At 60.7% G+C, this 19233-nt stretch carries 16 protein-coding genes; 3 read left to right on the top strand and 13 right to left on the bottom strand.

The features are described from left to right. Nucleotides 1–62: 62 nt before the first annotated feature. From ABJO61_RS02365 to ptcA, 6 genes are all read right to left on the bottom strand, one after another. Entirely contained in the window at nucleotides 63–1082 is a 1020-nt protein-coding gene (locus ABJO61_RS02365) for an NADP-dependent oxidoreductase (protein WP_348324620.1), read from the bottom strand. Between the two features lie 189 nt (nucleotides 1083–1271). Continuing rightward, on the bottom strand, nucleotides 1272–2129 hold the full coding sequence (locus tag ABJO61_RS02360; RefSeq protein ID WP_348324618.1) for a TonB family protein: 858 nt from the start codon (nucleotides 2127–2129) through the stop codon (nucleotides 1272–1274). Between the two features lie 85 nt (nucleotides 2130–2214). Next, entirely contained in the window at nucleotides 2215–3126 is a 912-nt protein-coding gene (arcC, locus tag ABJO61_RS02355) for a carbamate kinase (RefSeq protein WP_348324616.1), read from the bottom strand. Between the two features lie 3 nt (nucleotides 3127–3129). Next, nucleotides 3130–4236 carry an agmatine deiminase gene (gene aguA, locus ABJO61_RS02350; RefSeq protein ID WP_348324614.1) on the bottom strand — a complete coding sequence of 369 codons (1107 nt, stop codon included), beginning with the start codon at nucleotides 4234–4236 and terminating at the stop codon, nucleotides 3130–3132. A 74-nt stretch (nucleotides 4237–4310) separates the two neighbouring features. Next, nucleotides 4311–5711 (bottom strand): APC family permease, encoded by a 1401-nt coding sequence (locus ABJO61_RS02345; RefSeq protein ID WP_348324612.1) that lies wholly within the window; start codon nucleotides 5709–5711, stop codon nucleotides 4311–4313. A 57-nt stretch (nucleotides 5712–5768) separates the two neighbouring features. Next, nucleotides 5769–6770, bottom strand: a complete 1002-nt coding sequence (ptcA, locus tag ABJO61_RS02340) for a putrescine carbamoyltransferase (RefSeq protein ID WP_348324610.1) — start codon at nucleotides 6768–6770, stop codon at nucleotides 5769–5771. Between the two features lie 229 nt (nucleotides 6771–6999). Between ptcA and aguB the strand changes: the two genes are divergently transcribed. Next, entirely contained in the window at nucleotides 7000–7872 is an 873-nt protein-coding gene (aguB, locus tag ABJO61_RS02335; protein ID WP_348324608.1) for an N-carbamoylputrescine amidase, read from the top strand. Here the strand turns inward: aguB and ABJO61_RS02330 are convergent. The 6 genes from ABJO61_RS02330 to ABJO61_RS02305 form a co-directional block, all read right to left on the bottom strand. Continuing rightward, a complete protein-coding gene (locus ABJO61_RS02330) occupies nucleotides 7869–8558 on the bottom strand; it encodes an endonuclease/exonuclease/phosphatase family protein (RefSeq protein WP_348324606.1) in 690 nt (229 codons plus the stop codon). The genes aguB and ABJO61_RS02330 overlap by 4 nt on opposite strands. Next, nucleotides 8558–10732, bottom strand: a complete 2175-nt coding sequence (locus ABJO61_RS02325) for a VTT domain-containing protein (RefSeq protein ID WP_348324604.1) — start codon at nucleotides 10730–10732, stop codon at nucleotides 8558–8560. Before ABJO61_RS02325 ends, ABJO61_RS02330 begins: the two co-directional genes overlap by 1 nt. Nucleotides 10733–10818: 86 nt before the next feature. Further along, nucleotides 10819–11790 carry a formylglycine-generating enzyme family protein gene (locus ABJO61_RS02320; RefSeq protein ID WP_348324602.1) on the bottom strand — a complete coding sequence of 324 codons (972 nt, stop codon included), beginning with the start codon at nucleotides 11788–11790 and terminating at the stop codon, nucleotides 10819–10821. A 12-nt stretch (nucleotides 11791–11802) separates the two neighbouring features. Further along, nucleotides 11803–13458, bottom strand: coding sequence for a sulfatase-like hydrolase/transferase (locus ABJO61_RS02315; protein WP_348324599.1), 1656 nt, complete (start codon nucleotides 13456–13458; stop codon nucleotides 11803–11805). Nucleotides 13459–13576: 118 nt separating this feature from the next. Next, nucleotides 13577–14458 (bottom strand): poly(3-hydroxyalkanoate) depolymerase, encoded by an 882-nt coding sequence (gene phaZ / locus ABJO61_RS02310; RefSeq protein WP_348324597.1) that lies wholly within the window; start codon nucleotides 14456–14458, stop codon nucleotides 13577–13579. A 39-nt stretch (nucleotides 14459–14497) separates the two neighbouring features. Beyond that, nucleotides 14498–16192: an alpha/beta fold hydrolase gene (locus ABJO61_RS02305; RefSeq protein ID WP_348324595.1), complete on the bottom strand. Its 1695-nt coding sequence runs from the start codon at nucleotides 16190–16192 to the stop codon at nucleotides 14498–14500. A gap of 241 nt (nucleotides 16193–16433) precedes the next feature. Here ABJO61_RS02305 and ABJO61_RS02300 point away from each other — a divergent pair, with 241 nt between their 5' ends. Continuing rightward, nucleotides 16434–17489 carry a hypothetical protein gene (locus tag ABJO61_RS02300; RefSeq protein ID WP_348324593.1) on the top strand — a complete coding sequence of 352 codons (1056 nt, stop codon included), beginning with the start codon at nucleotides 16434–16436 and terminating at the stop codon, nucleotides 17487–17489. 3 nt (nucleotides 17490–17492) lie between these two features. Here the strand turns inward: ABJO61_RS02300 and ABJO61_RS02295 are convergent, their stop codons facing one another. After that, nucleotides 17493–17912, bottom strand: coding sequence for a DUF1330 domain-containing protein (locus ABJO61_RS02295; RefSeq protein ID WP_348324591.1), 420 nt, complete (start codon nucleotides 17910–17912; stop codon nucleotides 17493–17495). A gap of 216 nt (nucleotides 17913–18128) precedes the next feature. Between ABJO61_RS02295 and ABJO61_RS02290 the strand changes: the two genes are divergently transcribed. Continuing rightward, nucleotides 18129–19202, top strand: a complete 1074-nt coding sequence (locus ABJO61_RS02290; protein WP_348324589.1) for a DUF2855 family protein — start codon at nucleotides 18129–18131, stop codon at nucleotides 19200–19202. The last annotated feature ends 31 nt before the right edge of the window (nucleotides 19203–19233 follow it).

Genomic DNA, 19233 nt, shown 5'->3' with positions numbered 1-19233 from the left:
CTGCACACCGCTGGCCCGCGTTCACACGGGACTTTTATTTTCTCGTTATGCCCGACGATCCGTTATCGGCTCTCCCCTCCGATGCGAACCATCAGCTTGCCGTTATTGCCGCCCGTATAGAGCAGACGCAGCGCGGCGACCGCGTTCTCGATGCCTTCCTCGACATGGATGCGATATTTGAGATCGCCCGAACGCATCCACTCGATCAGTTTCGCGTGATATTCCGGGTAATGCTCCGCGTAATCGAGGATCACGAAGCCCTGAATGGTGAGGCGCTTCATGATGACATTGCGGAACATGTAGGGCCCCGGCACCGGGCCCGACGAATTATAGGTGGAGATGAGGCCGCAGATGACGACGCGCCCGCCATCGTTCATCAAGGTGAGGGCCGCATCGAGCTGGTCGCCACCGACATTCTCGAACTGCACGTCAATGCCGTTCGGGGCTTCGCGCTTCAAGGCTTCGAGCAAGTCTTCCTTGCGGTAGTTGGTGGCGGCATCGAAGCCAAGCTCGTCCGTCAGCCATTTGCACTTGTCATCCGATCCGGCGACGCCGACGACGCGGCAACCATGCAGCTTCGCGATCTGGCCTGCCAATGCGCCGACGGCACCCGCTGCGGCCGTCACGACGACCGTGTCGCCCGGCCTGGGTTTGCCAATCTCGTGAAGGCCGACATAGGCCGTGGGGCCCGCGACCGCGAGAATGCCGAAAGCATCCGCAAGGGAAACGCCTTCCGGGCGAGGGAAGGCACCCCAGCCCTCGCCGTCCGTCACGATCCAGTCCGACCAGGTGCCGAGACCGGTGACGAGAGAGCCTTGCGGGAAAGCCGGGTTCTTCGATTCCGCCACCTCACCGAGGATGAAACCGAGCATCCGCGCGCCAATGGGCAGCGGGTCCATATAGGTGTCCCAGTCGCTGAGCCAGACGCGGTTGGTGGCGTCGAGCGACATATAGAGGGATCGAATGAGGATTTCGCCATCCTTCAATTCGGGGATGGGGTCCTCGCGCAGGACGAGTGTGTCGTCCTCGATGACATCTTTCGGGCGCTTGTTGAAATACCAGTGATGGGCCGTTTTCGGCACGATCCGTCCTCCCCCGCTGGCTGCCGTCGAGGAAATTCCTCCACGAATCCAGCTACTTATCCTTTTCAGCACGCTTTCCTCCCAGATCGCGTTTCCCCGGCTTTCCAGAGCCTGCGGATGCTGAAACGGTTACGCCATCCCCACCCCACCCATAAGGGTGGGTGGGTGAGAATGGCATATTTCAGGACGTTACCGGGAGGGAATTGGCATGGGGAGGGTGAGCGCGAAGGGTTCGACCTCCTGGGGAGCGCCAGAGGGAAACGGCGGAAAAGGCGCGCATCTGGCAATGACTTCGACGGCTGCCCGGTCCAGCGCGGGAACACCCGCCGACTTGATAAAGCCGACGCGCAGCACCCGGCCGGAGCGATGAACGTCGATACTGAGGACGGCTACGCCGCTCTGGCCCGCCGCTTCACGCGGGAAGATGAATTTATCCGCAATGCAATTGCGCGCCGAATTCATGTAGGCATCGCCGCCCGATCCCGAGGTTGCCGTGCGGTCGCGGCCGGAGGCCCTGGGGTCGCCTCTGGGAATGCCATAGCCTTCGCCTACATCCATCGCCCATCCGGGGAGGTTTTCGTCCGGCGTCGTGTTTTCGCGCTGGCGAGAGGTCTTGTCCTCGGGGACGGGGTCCGGGCGAAGGTTCATATCCTCGTTCTTCTCGCCGCCGCTTCCGGCGTCTTGCGCTTCATTGCCGACACCAGAGCGCGTGAAGAAGCCCGAGGATTCTTCTTCGGAAGGCTGCGGCTCTGGTTCTGGTTCCGGTTCCGGTTCCGGTTGGGGCTCGGGCTCGGGCTGGGGCTGGGGCTCCGGCTCGGGCACGAGATCCACGGAGATGGATGGCGGTTCGGCCGGCGGCGTCGAGACCGGCGGCTTGAAGATGAGAGACAGGACCGCGATGAGATTGATGAGGAGCGCGAGACCAATGGCGATGGCAAGCTCGCTCCAGGGTTTCTTCCGGGGCGGCGGCGGCGGAACGACATGAAACGTGTTGCGAAGCAGGCCGTCATCCGAAGCCGGGGCATCACTTGTAGCCGTTGTACTCATTATCCTGCCCGACCGCACCGGCTCCTCTTTCGCGGCAGCTTAGCAGGCGGTGGGGCATTGCGGCAGGGGGCAGAACGGCAGAGTTTCAAGGGTCGATACGCGTGCCGGAACGGCCCGAAAGGATGTCTGCCGCCTGCCCCAATGCGCCGATGAAAGCGGGGCGGCCACTGGCGAGCGCAAAATGGCGCACGGCTTCGATCTTGGGCGCCATCGAGCCCGACGCAAAGGAAGCGGGGTCGAGCGAGCGGGCGGAGATCGCCTCAATGCGCGTCTGCGCTGGCGTATCCCAGCCTTCATAGACACCGTCCACATCGGTGAGGATCAGCAGGCCGTCCGCATCGAGATCCGTCGCGAGAAGGCAAGCTGCAAGATCCTTGTCGATGACGGCTTCGACGCCTTCTACCGCGCCGCCCTCGCCCGGCAGGACGGGAATGCCGCCGCCGCCCGCACAGATGACGAGGCAACCGCTTTCGACGAGATGACGGATGGCGCCAAGCTCCACGATACGGCGCGGCGCCGGCGAGGCGACGACACGGCGCCAGGTCTTGCCGCCCGGACCATCCGGCGCGACTGACCAGCCGCGCTCGGCGGCGAGCGCCCTCGCCGTCTGTTCGTCATAGACGGGGCCGATGGGCTTCACCGGATTTGCGAAAGCGGGGTCATCCGGATCGACAAGGGTCTGCGTCAGCACGGTCACGACCTCGCGCTCCGGCAAGGCCTTGCGCATGGCCTGCTCGATCACATAGCCGATCATGCCCTGCGACTCCGCGCCGAGAACATCGAGCGGATATGGCGGCGCGCCCTTGTAGGCATCGGCTTCGAGCGCGAGAAGGCCGACCTGCGGGCCGTTGCCATGCACCAGCACCAGCTCATGTTCCCGGGCGAGACCGGCAATCGCGGAGGCAGCCTCGCCCATGTTGCGGCGCTGTTCGCCGATACCCAGCGTATCCCCGCGCTTCAGGAGCGCGTTTCCGCCAATGGCGACAAGGAGGCGCATGATCTAGCCAGCCTTTTGCGGTGCGGGCTGCTGCTGCGTGATGCAATGGATGTTACCGCCGCCAAGCAGGATTTCGCGCGCGGGGACAGCGATCACCTTGCGATCAGGAAACAGGGCAGCGAGCTGTTTTTGCGCAGGCTCGTCATGCGGGTCATTGAAGGCCGGCATCACGATTACACCATTCGCAATATAGAAGTTGATATAGGAAGCGGCGAGACGCATGCCCTCCTCTCGGGGCAGCGTTCCCTCCACGACATCAACGCCGCCACTTTCCTCTACGGTAATCAGGATCGGATCCGGCTGGTGAATGCGATGGATTTCGAGCTTGCGGCCCTTCGCATCCGTCGCGGCTGAAAGACGATCGAAAGCGTCCTTTGAAATTTCATACTGAGGGTCGGTCTTGTCGTCCGTCCATGTGAGCGAAACGACGCCCGGCCGGATGAAGCAGCAGATATTGTCAACATGGCCGCTGGTTTCGTCTTCATAGACGCCTCGGCCAAGCCATATGACCTTTTCGATATTGAGGTAGCTTGCAAGCACCTCTTCGATCTGCTCGCGTGTGAGATTCGGGTTCCGGTTCCTGTTGAGGAGGCATTCCTCCGTCACCATCAGCGTGCCTTCGCCATCGACATGGATGGAGCCGCCTTCAAGGACGATAGGCGCACGGTAGCGGTCCACGCGTTCTATCTCGGCGACCTTGGCCGCTACGAGGTCGTCCTGGTCCCAGGGAAAATAGAGACCGCCATCGAGACCGCCCCAGGCATTGAATATCCAGTCCACCACGCGGACCTCGCCCTTGCCGTCCACGACGAACGTGGGACCGCAATCGCGCATCCATGAATCGTCGTTCGAGATTTCAACGACACGAATGTGCGGGGCGAGCATCGCGCGGGCATTGGCGAATTGGCGCGGCGAAACGCCGACCGTTACCGGCTCGCCCTCCGCGATGGCGGCGGCGACAGCCGCGAAGGCATGTTGCGCAGGCTTTGCACCGAGACGCCAGTTATCCGGGCGCTCCGGCCAGAGCATCCATGCGCCTGTATGCGGTTCGAACTCGCCAGGCATGCGGAAACCATCCGCACGGGGCGACGTCTCCAGTTTTCGTACCATTCGCCATTACTCCGAAAGAGAGACAGAGAGGGGCGGCAGCACGAAGCGCACCGCCCCCACCCTGCCGATCGCATTCAGCCTGCGAATTTTCGCTCGGCCCAACGAACAAGCCCTTCGCCGATCACGATTGTCACAAGAACACCGATGAGTACGGAACCGGCATAGTTGAGATCGAATTCACCCGGCGTGTAGATGAAGAAGACAATCGCCTGCAGGATGAAGAGCATGCAGAGGATCGCAAACACCCAGGCGCCGCCATTTCCGCCAGGTACGCGATAAGGCCGCGGCGTGGCGGGGTCGATGCTGCGAAGCCGGAGGAAGGCCGCAAACATGACGAGGTAGGGAAGCAGGAAGACGATCGAGGAGAAGGCAAAGAGCGTCCAGAAGAGGTCTTCCGCATCCGCCGCCAGAAAGCCGTAGATCACGATGACCACGGTGGTGACGATGCCTGTGACGATGGCGGCGCTGGCGGGTGTCTTGTGGACGGCATGGAGCCGCGCAAACATGGGCGGCAGGTTGCCATCGAGCGCCGCCTCCGCCGCAGACCGGTTCGCACCCATCGTCCAGGTGACCATGTTGGCGACAAAGGAATAAAGCGCCATCAGGCCCAGCGCGATGACGAGAGCGCCACCGGCCCCGCCCTCGCCGAGGAAGACGCGCAGCGTATCGATGATGCCGCTCACCAGATTGATTTCATCGAGCGGCAGGGCGATCAGGATGCCTATGGTGGCGAAGAGATAGAAGGCGGCGATCAGAATGCCCGACAAGGCAATCGTCAGCGGAACATCGCGGGCGGGGTTTTTCATTTCCGCGCTCGCGCCGGACATGAGTTCGAAGCCCATGAAGTTGTAGACAATGACCGGCAGGAAGGCGAGCGAGGCGCCCCAGCTCGGCGTCATGCTGGAGATCGTCAGCTCGTTTGCGACACCGTGATTGGCGGCATAGACAAAGCCGCCGATGCCAATGGCGAGCATGATCGCGACCTTGAAGATCGCGCCGAGGTTCGGCACCCATTTGCCGATATCGAGCTGGACGATGTTGATCCAGACCGTGAGCCAGGTGAGCGCGATGGCGATAACGATCTGCGACCACAGAGGGAGATCGGGCATGAACAACGCGGCAAAGATGCCGGCGAAAAGAATGAAGACCGAAGGCTGCCAGAGCGCGACATTGATCCACCAGAGCCAGGCGGTGCGACCGCCCCAACGCGGCCCGAAGGCACGGCGAACCCAGGCATAGATGCCGCCCTGATCGGGATAGGCGCTGCCGAGTTCGGCCGTGATGAGGCCATAGGGGATAAAGAACAGCACCATGGTGAAAATCCACCAGAAGACCGATTGCGGGCCGATGGCCGCCGATGCCGCGAGCTGGTCGATAACGAGGATGGCGCAGACTGTGAAGAGAGTGAGATCCAGCCCCTTCAGCACCTTCTTGTAGCCACGCTGTCCGGGCGCGCCGGCGGTCGTATCAGCCATTTTCTTGTCCTCCTTGCGAGGGTGGTTCAGATGGATTGGATACTTTGAACAGGCGGCCTAGCCGAGGAAAGCTTCGACGAGACCGCGATGATGCGCCACGAGCGCGTCGGATGGATGTTTCAAACGCGGGTACACAAACCATACAAGCAGAGCTTTTTCAGTGTGCAGCCTGTTCTCGGACTGGTCGTAGATGATCGATTGAGGGCCATCCATGACCTCGTCCGTCGCCTCAACGCCGCGCGAGGCCGGCAGGCAATGCATGAAGTGTGCGGTGGACGGCGCCTTCGAAAGGAGATCCGCGTTCACCTGATACTTCGGCATGAAGGCGGTACGCCGTTCCGGGATTTCGTCTTCCTGACCGACCCACCACCAAAGGTCGGTATAGATGAAGTCGGCGTTGGAGACGGCGGCGGCGGGATCATCGGTGAAGGTGAGCTTCGCCCCCGACTCTGCGCAGGCTTCTGCCACCATCGCGCGGTGTTCCGCGGTGACCTGGTATTTTTTGGGGGCGGCTTGCGTGAAAGAAATGCCAAGGCGGGCGCAAATGAACATGAGCGACACACAGACATTGGTGGCGTCGCCCACGAAAGTGAGGTGAATGTCCTGAAGCTTCTTGTCCGCCGGAGAGTGCTCAACCATCGTGAAAACGTCGCAGAGAACCTGCGTGGGATGATTGAAGTCGGTGAGCCCGTTGATGACCGGGACGGTCGAGTATTTTGCGAGGTCGAGAACTGTCTGATGCTTCAGGGTGCGCGCCTCAATAACATCCACCATACGGGATACGACACGGGCAGTGTCCTTCATCGACTCGCGGACGCCGAGGTGAATTTCGCCCGGACGGAGATAGAGAGCATGGCCGCCGAGCTTCGTCATGGCGACCTCGAACGAAACACGCGTTCGCGTCGAGGGCTCTTCGAAGATCATGCCGAGGGACGCACCCTGAAGAAGCCGCGGACAGGCACCTTGCTTGTCGGCGCGCTTCAGCAGCGCCGTCAGCTGCATAATCTTCTGGAGTTCATCGCTTGAAAAATCGAGGATTTGAACGAAATGACGCAGCACGAGGTGCCCTCCTGTCGTTACCTGAACGCAGTTTTCATCAGCAACAACATGAAACTCCTGTAAAACTCTCAACGCAAGAACCCATTACGGCGGCAAATTGAAGCAATACGGACGAAATGGTGTCCAGCTTCACCGACGGAGGGTTTTGGGACAGTATGACTGACATGAATGCCGCTACAGCGCGCACTGCGGATGCCTCTCCTTCGCAGATCAATGAAGAGTATGTGACATGACCCAGATGACCGTCGCCGCAACTCAGATGGCCTGCGGGTGGGACCGCGACGAAAACATTGCGCGAGCGGAAAAGCTCGTCGAGGCTGCGGCTGAAAAAGGCGCGGGCGTGATCCTGCTGCAAGAGCTCTTCGAGACACCTTACTTCTGCAAGGACACGGAGCCGGATCTCATGCACCTGGCCGCTCCGGTGAACGAGAATCCCGCGGTGCAGCATTTCCGTGCGCTCTCCGCGAAATACGAAGCTGTGCTGCCGATCTCGATCTTCGAGCGGGCGAACAACGCCCAGTATAATTCTCTCGTCATGATCGACAGCGGCGAGATCATCGGTGTCTACCGAAAGTCGCATATTCCCGACGGACCGGGTTATCGGGAGAAATATTACTTCAGTCCGGGCGACACGGGCTTTCATGTCTGGGAGACGAGGCGCGGTCGCGTGGGCGCTGCCATCTGCTGGGATCAGTGGTTTCCCGAGACAGCGCGCATTCTTGCGCTCAAAGGCGCGGATGTCGTTCTCTACCCCACCGCCATAGGCTCGGAGCCTCATGACGAGACGATCCATTCGCGCGATCACTGGCAGCGAACCATGCAGGGACACTCGGCGGCGAACCTTATTCCCGTCGTGGCGTCAAACCGGATCGGACGCGAGGAAGGGAAAAGCTGCAACATCACCTTCTATGGCTCGTCCTTCATCACCGATGCGACGGGCGCGAAAACCGCCGAGGCCAGCGAGTACGAGGAAGAAGTGCTCACGGCGACATTCGACATCGAGCAGAACAGGCGGCAACGCGTTGCATGGGGCGTCTTTCGCGACCGGCGGCCCGAGCTCTATGCCGACATCATGACACTGGACGGCGCACAGCGGCGCTAATCGAAAGCGATGTCCGCAATGATGGGCAAGTGATCGGAGATTTCGCGCGCCTTGGCATCGGTCCAGCTGCGCAGCAGGCGTGCGGGCGCACCGCAATAGATGCGGTCAAGGCGGAGGAAAGGCCGGAAGGCAGGAAAGGTCCGTTCCATGGTGCGGGCGGGAAGCTCGCGCTTCAAGCGGCGGCGCACCCAGCCGAAAGAAAACCAGTCATTGAAATCGCCCATCATGATGCAGGGGCTCTCGCCCACCCGCGCGAGCGCGGCGAGCCGGGCCGACTGCACACGCCGCTCCCAGATGCTGAGGCCGAGATGCGTCGTGACAAGGCGAAAGCGGCCCTGGGGCGCGTCGACTTCCGCCGAAATGGCGCAACGCGGCTCACGCGAGCGGAAGGAAAGATCGTGTACACAAGGGGACAGGAGCGGAAAACGGCTGATGACCGCATGTCCGTAGTGACCATCCGGCGCCGAGATCGTGCGGGCCTCGGCGGCATGTTCACCCAGCGCCTCTGTCAGCATGAGAAGCGGCGCGGCGCTGCCGCTCCGGCCCCGTGAATCGATTTCCTGAAGAGCAATCACATCGGCATCGTGAGCGGCAACAAGATCGACGATGCGCGCGAGATCGTAACGCCGGTCGGGCCCGACGCCGCCGTGAATGTTCCAGCTCAGAACGCGCAGGCCTTGCCGCATCAACCGCGTTTTCTCCAACGGTTGGCGAGCTTCTGGAGGCCGAAGGCAAGGCCGATCCAGAGCGCCAGTGCGCCAAGCACCGTGGCGAGGTCGGCGAAGGAAGGATTGTCGAGCAGGGCAAAGACGCGATCGCCCAGAACGGAGAGAACCAGGATGCCGGGGGCGAGGCCGAGAAATGTTCCCAGCGTGTATTGCCAGAAGGGAATACGAAAGGCGCCTGCAACGAGGTTCACTAGCATGAAGGGGGCAACCGGTACGAGGCGGATAGTTGCGATGGCGAGAATGCCGCGCTCGCCGATACCCCGGCTGATGCGATTGACGCGCGGGCCCACAGTATTGCGAAGGAAGCGCGCGCCGAGACCACGGCCTGTTCCATAGGTTGCAAGCGCACTCGACATGGAACCGAGCGCCGCATAGAGAAGCCCCGGCCAAAGACCGAAGGTGCCCGCCGTGACGATGATCAGAACCGTGACCGGAAAGGCGAAGAAGCCGGTGACGACATAGGCCGCGATGATGATGAGGGCCGCGAAGGGATTGTCCGATATGCCGCCGAGAGTTTCGCGCAGGGTCGCGGGGTCGGCATATTCCGATAGCGGCGTATAGCGCCAGAGGAGCCCAAGTGCCGCGATGAAGGCCACCAGCGCGATCCCCTTTGCCATGGCCGAGAGACGGCTGTGCCCGGTTTCGCCCGGATAGTCCACAATGTCCGCCAGATGTTCGTCCGCACCGATCGGACGGCCGGGATCGGCAATCGACTCGATAGCGCCAAAGCCCTCCGAGGCGGGCTTGGTGCCGTCCTCGATCTGGCGCAGGCGCCTGCCCTTCTGCTTTCGGCAATGCTCCATAGCGGAAAAAAGCGACCTGCTTTCGCGAAGCGAGGCAAACAGGCTTTCAGGTTCGCCGCCGCAATGCTCGCCGAGCAGACGGGAAAGCGCGCGGACGACGCCCTCACGCTCCTCATCCGTTTCCGACTCTATGGCGAGATCGCACTCTGTATCCGTTCCCATCGAACGGTTGCAGATATTGGCCGAGCCAACGCGCAAAAGCCGGTCGTCCACGATCATCACCTTGGAGTGGACCATGACGTCGATCTCGTTCTTGCCCTCTCCCACCGAGGGATAAAGGAGGCGGACCCGGTCGGCGACGCCCGCATCGCGGAGGGCATTCATGAAGCGGATGCGCCCGGCGAGCATGGTCTGCTGCTCAAGCCAGGACTCGTGGGTCTTGGGGGCGACGAGCAGAACTTCGAGTTCCGGCTTTTCTTTCAGGCGGGCGGCAAGCGCATTGGCAACCCCAAGGCAGGTCAGGAACTGGTTCTCGATATAAATCCAGCGCTCGGCGCGGGCGATGGAATCCTCGAAGAGATGTTCGATCTCTCGCGTTTCGCCTTCACCGTTTCCCGGCGGAAGCGTGCGCGCGATACCAATATTTACATCGCGGAAATGGGGCTCGATCCCCTCACCCCACATATCGGCCTCGCCCGCCGCGGGCTCCAGTTCTTCGCAGGCAGCGTTGCGCCAGCGCCAGCGCGCAAGCTCGCCCAGCGCCGCCGCCGCCTCTCCGTCGACCATCATCTGAACATCGTGAAAGGGACGATAGGGGTCGCCGTTATGATCGACGCGATGTTCGTTCGCGGGATCGTGCGCGGACGTATCCCAGCGTCGCACCGTGAGATCGAGACCGCCGCTGAAGGCGAGACTGTTATCGATCACCACGATCTTCTGGTGATGCGAAGCGCCGAGCGGCACCCGGTCGTCGAGGCAAAGGTCGATGTTGTGAGGCGTGCCCCAGCGCAAGGGTACAGCCGGCAGAAATTCGCGCTCCTTCGCATAGATGACGGAATAGTCCCAGAGCAGGAGCTTGATTTCGAGGCCGGGTTTTTCGCTGGCGAGTTTTGTCAGAAAATCTCCGAAGAGCCCGGGATAGCCATCATCGGCATCTCCCTCCGGCCCGACAAAGCAGGTGCGGCTGTCGATATCCCAGCCGACGATGAGCACGGATTGCTTGGCGCGAAGCAAGGCTGCCCGGAGAATGGAAAAATATTCGGCGGCATCAACCAGCATACGCGCGCGACGCGCATGCTCGACGCGCCAGACATTGCGGGCCGGTTTGAAAATGCGCCTGTCTTCAATATTTGCTGCCGCTTCCGCACCGGAAGCGCGCTGTACCGACATTTGAAACCCTGAATCCATCGGAAGCCCTGAACATCACAACGCTCCAGGAGAAAGAAAGTCTCATAATGCCGTCAAAATTTCTACGCTCAGGGCCCGGTGCCGCTGGCAACGGTGCGGAAGCCGAGATGCGTGGTCGCGAGGTCCGCCTCCTGCGGCTGGCGGGCACCCGGCCTGTAGCGCAGGCAATAGGACGGCGCGCAGAGCCATGAACCGCCCTTGATGACGCGCGAGCCCGGCGCACCTTCATATTTGTCGGCCGTCCATTCCCAGAGATTGCCGATCATGTCGTAGAGGCCGAGTGCATTGGGCTTGAAGCAGCCGACCGGAGCAATCCCAACGAAACCATCATCCGCTTCATTGATAATCGGGAAGATGCCTTGCCACGTATTTGCCTCTCGCGGCTGATCGCGCGTAGCGGGCGCGTCCGGGTCCGCGGCGCGGGCGGCCCATTCCCATTGCGCCTCGCCGGGAAGCGCCCTGCCCTTCCAGGCCGCATAGGCTTGCGCATCTTCATAGGCGATGGCGGTCACCGGAAACTGCTGGCGATTTTCGATGGACGTGCCGGGACCGCCAGGCTGACGCCAGTTTGCGCCGGGCACGTATTGCCACCATTGCGAAATATCGCCCGTGCCACCGACGTCATTGGGCATGACGAAAACAACGGCACCGGGCTCTTGCATATAGGCGGGAAGGCCGGGATGGGCGGCAGTATCCACCGCGCGCTCGGCGACGGTGACATAGCCTGTCGCCGCGACGAAGGCGGCAAACTCGGCATTGGTGACTTCGGTGCGGTCCATCCAGAAGCCTTCGACGCGGACTTCGCGCAGCGGCTTTTCTTCCGGGTAGTAAGTGTCGCCCATGGTGAAGGTGCCCTCCGGCACCCAGACCATTCCCGCATGCGGGGCGGAGGTGTCTGCTACCGGGGGCAAACAGCTTGAGCGTTCAATCTCCGCAAGGCGCGCAGCCTCCTTGCCGCCACGCATCCACAGGTTTGCCGCCGCCGTCCCGAGGACGACGACGGCAATCAAAAAACCACCCGCAAGCCAGTGTGCCTTCACGATATCCGCTGCCTAATTGGCCCAATAGATATATTCATCTTCCGGCCCGCGCGGCGCACCGCCAAGCGGCCTGTCGATCATTATGGGCGCCTCAACGAGTGCGGGCCAGATGGGCTTTGCCTGCGTGGCGTCTATCTCCTCAAGCGCAGCCATCATCCCGGCGAGCATGGCCGGGTTTTCGTCCGCGAGGTTTTTCTGCTCGGCCGGATCTTCCGCGAGATTGAAGAGCCAGGTTTTCTCCGGCCGTGCGGAAACCTGCAGCTTCCAGTCGCCCTTGAGGAGCGTCTTGTAGTCACCATCGCGGAAGAAGAGCGGGCGCTCGCCAAGACCGCCGGTCGAGTCCGCAAGTTTCACGAGGTCCATGCCATCATAAATGCGATCCTGCGGGAGGGACGCACCCACGGCTGCGGCTGCCGTCGCGAAGATATCGACATGAGCTGCGCGGTGGTCGACGACCTTGCCGGCAGGCACCCGGCCCGGCCATTTCATGAAGAAGGGAACGTGAATGCCGCCTTCGAAGAAGGTCGCCTTCCAGCCGCGATAGGGATCGTTGATATCCGGCAGGCCAACATAGTTTGCGCCGCCATTGTCGCTTGTGAAGATCACGATGGTGTTTTCATCGAGACCTTGCGCCTTCAATTCGTCCAGCACCCGGCCCACGCCGCGATCCAGCGACATGATCATCGCCGCGTAGGTGCGCAGTGTGTGGTCCTCGATCTCCGACAGCTTGTCGTAGTCCGACTTCAGCGCCTGCAGCGGCGTATGCACCGCATTGTAGGAGAGATACATGAAGAAGGGGCGGTTGCGGTTTGCCCTGATCGCCTTCACGGCTTCGTTGCTGAAATAGTCGGTCATGTATTCCGACGGCTCGAAGCGGTCGCCACCATTGAACTGAACGGCAAAAGGCAGGTTCGCCCAGAGAAACCTGTCGATGGGATCGAAATCCTGCACCGAGTTCACGACATTGGGATCGTCCTTCGGCAGGAAGAGGGAGGCGCCCGGCATGAAGCCCAGAGCCTCATCGAAGCCGCGCTTTTCAGGGCGCGTCGTGTCCGTGCCGCCGAGATGCCATTTGCCGAGCATGAGCGTGTGGTAGCCCTGCCCCTTCAGCATTTTCGGAATATAGATCTCGCTTTCCGGCACACTCATCTCGTCCACATGGGGCACGTCCTTTTCGCGGTCTGCGAAATAGACCGCACCATTGCCCGCAAAGGTCGCAATGGTCTCCGCGAACTGGGGCGGCGCGGGCGTGAACTCGAAACCGAAGCGCGTCGCATAGCGGCCCGTCATGATGGCGGCGCGGGACGGTGCGCAGGTAGCGTTGCCGGCATAGCCATTGGCGAAGACCACGCCATCATTGGCGATGGAATCGATATTGGGTGTGGGAACCGCGCCACCGGCCACGCCGCCGCCACCGAAAGACAGATCGTTGAAGCCCAGATCGTCGGCGAGGATCACGATGATGTTCGGCGGACGCTGGTCCGCGGGGACGGCAGGCTCCGCCGGCCCTTCTTCCCATGTCACCTCGCGGTTCGGCTGAACAGGATCACGCAGCTCCTGCACTATGCCGGGGATGAAGTACCAGTAGCGCTGAAACAGCACGACACCGACAACGCCAATGACGACGAGCGCGGCGAGGATGACCACGCCACGTTTTCCGACTTTCATGTCTCAGCTCCCTCCCAGTATTAATGTATAACATTAATACTCGCCGGGCGAAGAATAAGCAAGCGGGCCCCGAAGGACCCGCTTGCCTATTCCGCGTTTCGTGAAATGGCTCCGCGCGTCAGGCGGCGGGCCGGGCCTGGCGGCCGGTGCCCCGGAACCGGCGTTCGCCCCGGAAAGGGCTGGCGGCGAATGGACGCCGCTGCGGCTCTTCATCGAGGAAAGAGGTGATCAACGGCAAAATCTCGTTCATCTGCGATACGAGAAAGAGATGGCCGCCCGAAACCGTTTCAAGACGAGCGTCGGGAATGAGCTGTGCGAGGAGCTTTGCGTTCACGAGAGGAACGATCTGGTCGTTCTCGCCCGCGAGCACCAGCGTCGGCTGCGAGATAAAAGGAAGGAAAGGAAGGCTCGTCCAGCCCATCCCGGCGAGCAACTGATAGAAGTAGCCACGGGTCGACGGCGCACGCAGGCGCTTTGCATGACCATCCGCACCGTCGCCCTCGTCGCCATAGAGCATCTCGAAATGGCGAAGCATGTAGGCCGGGTCCATGTAGCGGCGCGGATGCGCGAGCTTCATCAATGCACGCGGTTTGCCCGGCACCATGAACATGCCGGCCGAAGTCGCGGCAAGGATCAGCCGGTTGACGCGCTTGCCGAACTGAAAGGCGAATTGCTGCGCCATCGCGCCGCCCCAGGAGACGCCCATGACATCCACTTCGTCATAGCCGAGCCGGTCGAGAATACCGGCGGCCATGCGCGCGAACTGCCAGGGGCGGTAGGGAAAGGACGCAGACGGAGAACCACCGACACCCGGCGCATCGAAGGCGATCACATCGCGGTCATGCAGAGCTTCGGCGAAGGGTGCGATCAACTCGATATTCGCACCGATACCGTTGAAGAAAAGCAGCGGGCGTCCCGGTCCCTTGCCTTCCCAAACCGCGGTGCGGAGTACGTTCGATCCGACTCGGATGTCGCGGTATCGGGGTTTTCTTTCACTCATTCAATGGCTCCGGGGCGGTTCCGACTCATATCGATGGTTCTAGCCTAATACATAGGTCCCCGGAGCGGGATCCAAAGGCTTGTACTTCCGGTTTCCGGTTTTTTTCGGTGCAAGGACCATTTCACCCGAGCGTTCGCCAAGCCATGTTCCCCAGCGTTCCCACCAGGAACCCTGCACTTCGCTTGCACCAGCGGCCCATTCATCCGCAGTTTCGGGCAGATCGCCGTTAACAAAATATTTTGCCTTCGGATTGCCCGGCGGGTTCAGAATCGCCTGGATATGCCCACTGTTCGACAGAACGAACTCACGCTTGCCGCTCAGCATCTGGGTGGTGCGGTAGCAGGCTTTCCACGGCGTGATGTGATCCGTCACACCGCCGACGATGAAGGCGTCGATATCGACCTTTCCGAGATCGATCGGCTGGTCGAGAATTTGCTCCTTACCCGGATTGGCGAAAGGCTGCGTCTCGTAGAGCGAGAGATAGTCGGAGTGAAGCGCGGCGGTGAGGTTTGTCGAGTCGTTGTTCCAGTAGAGCACGTCGAAAGCCGGCGGCTTCTGACCATGCAGATAATTGTTCACCACATAGTTCCAGACCAGATCGTTCGGGCGGAGCCAGGCAAAGACGCGCGATAAATCGGAACCCGCAAGCACACCCTTTTTTGCCGACCTTTTGCGCGCCATCTCGATGCCGCGTTTCGTCACAAGGACGCCGACGTCGCTGTCTTCCATACGCGGGTCGAGGACACAGACCCAGAAGGTGACAGAGTTGACGCGCTTGTCGCCCTTGGCCGCGAGATAGCTCAGCAGCGTCGCCGTGGTGATGCCGCCAGAGCAACCGCCGGAAATGTTCACCTTCTCCGACCCTGTGATGCCGGTGACGACACCGATCACATCCACGAGGGCGGAGACATAATCCGCGAGACCCCAATCACGATATTCCGGCCCCGGATTGCGCCAGCTCACCACGAAAACCTGAAAACCCTGATCGACGAGATAGCGCGACATGCTCTTTTCGGGCGTGAGGTCGAGCACATAATATTTGTTGATCTGAGGCGGCACGAAGAGGAGCGGCATCGCATGCACCTTCCCCGTCTTCGGCGTATACTGAATAAGTTCCAGCATCTCGTTGCGATAGACGACGGAGCCTTCGGTGGTGGCGAGGTTCTCCCCGACCTTGAAGGGCGTCTTGTCGACCTGCGAGGGCATGCCGTGATTGTTGCGCAGATCGTCAAGGGCGTGACGAAGGCCCTGCACCAGCGATGTGCCCCCCGTATCAAGAGCGAGCTTTACCGCGGAGGGGTTGCCGACAAAGGTATTTGTCGGGGCAACCGCGTCGATCATGATGTCGGCAACGAGCATGGCGCGACCGTGCTCGACCGGATCAAGCTCCAGAGACTTGATGAAACCATGCATCTCTGTCTGGAAGGCGAGCCACCCTTGCATCAGACGCCGATAGACAGGGCTTTTCTGCCAGGCAGGATCAATGAAGCGGCGGTCCTTCGGTTGCGGCGCGAATTTTTGCTGCCCGCCAACGATATCCACCAGATTGCGGCCAAAGGAGCCGATGTGCTGCATGAATGTGAACGGCTGACGAACGGCACCGCCGGCAATCGAGCCAATGGCGGATAGTACGTCCTCGCGGCTTATGCCGACGATGGGGCTGAGTACATTTGGCGTTTCCGCAGCCTCCTCACCAATGCCCGGACCGAATTCGTCCTTCTGCCGTCGCGCCATATGCTTCCCCTCCTCCATTTGTCTTCGCTGCACGACCTTCCCTCCCCGGAAGGCTGCCCCGCACGATTTTCCGGGCGCAGCGAGCGGATATGATGCGCCGCGACGGCGCAGGTCACAAGGGGGCACTAAAAAGTCCGGGGTTCACCGGGAAGACACGGCAGGGTAAAACCGGACAATTCATATTTCAGCCTCGCGAGTACACCCTTCGAGGCTTTGTTGCGGGGGGGGGCTCGGACAAGTTTTGGGCAGAAAGCTGTTTATTCATATAGGGCCGCCGAAGACCGGCACTTCGTCGTTGCAGTGGTTCCTGCGGGCGCAGCGCGACCGATTGCTCGAAGAAGGGATTTTCTATCCTGAGGACGACGCACATAACTGGCAGTCTCAGCGCAGGCTGGGATTTGCACTCCGCCGGAAAGCCGACCCCAAGAATGGCGATATACCTGATCTGAAGGTCACGCTGGATGACCTGCACCATCAGATTGAAAATACCGACGCACATACAGTCGTGCTGTCCTCGGAAGAATTCTTCGCCATGCGTCCAGAGGCTGTTCACAGGCTTCTGGACGCCTTTGCCAGTTTCGATATCCAGATCGTTTTCTATCCGCGGCGGCAGGACGATGCCTATGTTTCCAGCTTCACCCAACGGGTGAAGGTTGCACGCCGCCAGTTCACGGAACCGATCCACTCGTTTCTCGACGAGCCACACCGAATGAGCAGGGGGCTCGACTTTTATCGCCGTGGACGTGTATGGGCGAAGAACCTCGGCAAAGACCGGATTGCCGCCCGGCTCTTTGACGGCATGGAGGACATCCGGTCGGATTTCATGGCCATGCTCGGAAACGGGGCACTTATACAACTCGCCCAGGACACAGCACCTGAAAAGTCGAACAAGAGTCCCACGCTCGAGGCTATCGAACATATTCGCGTGTACAAGAGCCTCGTTAAAGACCCCAGCCTATACGGGCCTGCCAGCAAAGCACTGATCGAGCATTTTTCATCAGGCCAGAGGCCGGGCAACTTCCTCGCAACCGACGACAGACGGCGCATCCTCGAATTCTTTCGCCTTTCCAACGAGAGTTTCTTCGAAGAGTTCCTGGGCATGGAAAACAGGTTCGACCCCGACCTTTTGCTGGGAAACGCCAATGAAGAACGCGCAATCATCGACACGTCGAACACGGTCGAGCTTGTGAACAACCTCATTGCCGAGCGCAGAAGGCAGAAACAAATCGCCAGAGCACACGCAAAGCCGCGCAAACGAATTCTTTCCGCCCTACCCGGCCGAATGAAGCGCTGGTAAAGGCTAACCGGGCGAGCGGGTTCCTATATTCAACTGGCCTGCAAGCCCCGCCTCGCGGTGAACTTCGATCGCGCGATACTCGGGCGATACAACCATTTCCAGAAAGACTGCGCGAGAGGGATATTCAACCAGAGCAACCTGGTCCCAGAGTTCTTCGCATTCCCCGAGCATGAGGCCATCGACCAGGCCATTGTAGACCATTCGTCCGCCAATCTTCGCGAGGATCTTCGAAACCTCCTTGCCATAGCGGATATAGGCTTCGAAGCCTGACAGATGCGCATCGCTGCCATCGGGATAGACAGCCCGCTCACGGAATTTCAGCAGATTGACCATGACGACAGGTCCGTCCCGGTCCGTACCGGCATCGGCAAAAAACGACTTCAGCTGTTCGTCCGAGGGGCGCACCGCATTCTCGACTTTCATGTCTGCCTTTCCTCCGGGTCCGTTCGATTGAAGCTGGACCGGGCTTTCATTTAATGACATTTTAAATGCCATTTTATTGACGATATGCGGTGCCCGGTCAAGACGACGCCCCCGCAAAACACCGAGGCCAAGGGAAGACAAATCTCGCGAAAAAGGCGGCGGGCTGATGCAGAATAAGCGTCAACCGTCAGAAAGAGGCCAACCAGGGAGGCTGATATGAGTATCACCATTCGCGAATTTGTCGTGAACCGGCCAGATTACGGGCAGACGAAATGGGTCGACCGTATTGCCGAGATTGAAGAGGGTCAGATACTCGTCGAGGTCGAAAAATTCGCCCTCACGGCCAACAACATCACCTATGCAGTCGCCGGTGACATGCTGAATTACTGGTCATTTTTTCCTGCCGAAGACAGTTGGGGGAAAATTCCCGTCTGGGGCTTTGCGCGCGTCACACAATCGAAATGCAAGGATGTCACGGAAGGTGAGCGCATCTATGGCTACCTGCCAATGGCGACCCATCTCGTGATGCAGCCGGAGAAGGTGACGGACGAGAGCTTCCTCGACCTCTACAAGCAACGCCGCGAGTTGCACCCGGTCTATAACAGCTACACGCGGGTCGAGAATACGAGAGCCCATGACGACCTCGAACCCGTGCTGCGTCCGCTCTATACGACTTCGTTCCTGATCGATGACTGGCTCGACGACAATGATTTCTTCGGCGCGAAACAGGTGCTGATCCTCAGCGCTTCGTCGAAAACCGGGCTCGCGCTTGCCTATGGCCTGCATCGGCGGCGGCCGGCAGGGCCGGAAGCGGTCGGGCTTACCTCTGCCGGCAACAAGGCATTCGTGGAGGGGCTCGGCTATTACGACAAGACCGCGACCTATGGCGATGTGGCAACGCTCGATGCCAGCATACCCACAGCGGTCGCAGACTTCGCTGGCGATGGCGACGTGCTCGCCTCGGTTCACAGGCATTTCGGCGACAACATTGTGGAGAGCACCACCGTCGGCCTCTCACACAAGGACGCGCCGCGCCCACCCGACGACCTGCCTGGCGCAAAGCCGCGCTTCTTCTTTGCGCCGGATCAGATGAAAAAACGCAGCGACGATTGGGGCCGTGACGGTTTCGACCGCAAGCTCACCGAAAGCTGGAACGCCTATGCCAGCGCGGCCGGGGACTGGATCAAGATCGAGCATGGCAAGGGCGAAGGCGCGATTTCGAAAGTCTATGCCGACATGCTTGCGGGCAAGATCAACCCGGCGGAAGGGCACCTTTTCGGCTTCAAATAGGCGCCTTCAAGACAAAGACAAAAGGGAGAAG

Origin of the sequence: Parvibaculum sp. (assembly GCF_039973015.1) — a bacterium.
In the GTDB taxonomy this organism is placed as follows: Bacteria; Pseudomonadota; Alphaproteobacteria; order Parvibaculales; family Parvibaculaceae; genus Parvibaculum.
This window is presented reverse-complemented; position numbering and strand designations above follow the sequence as displayed.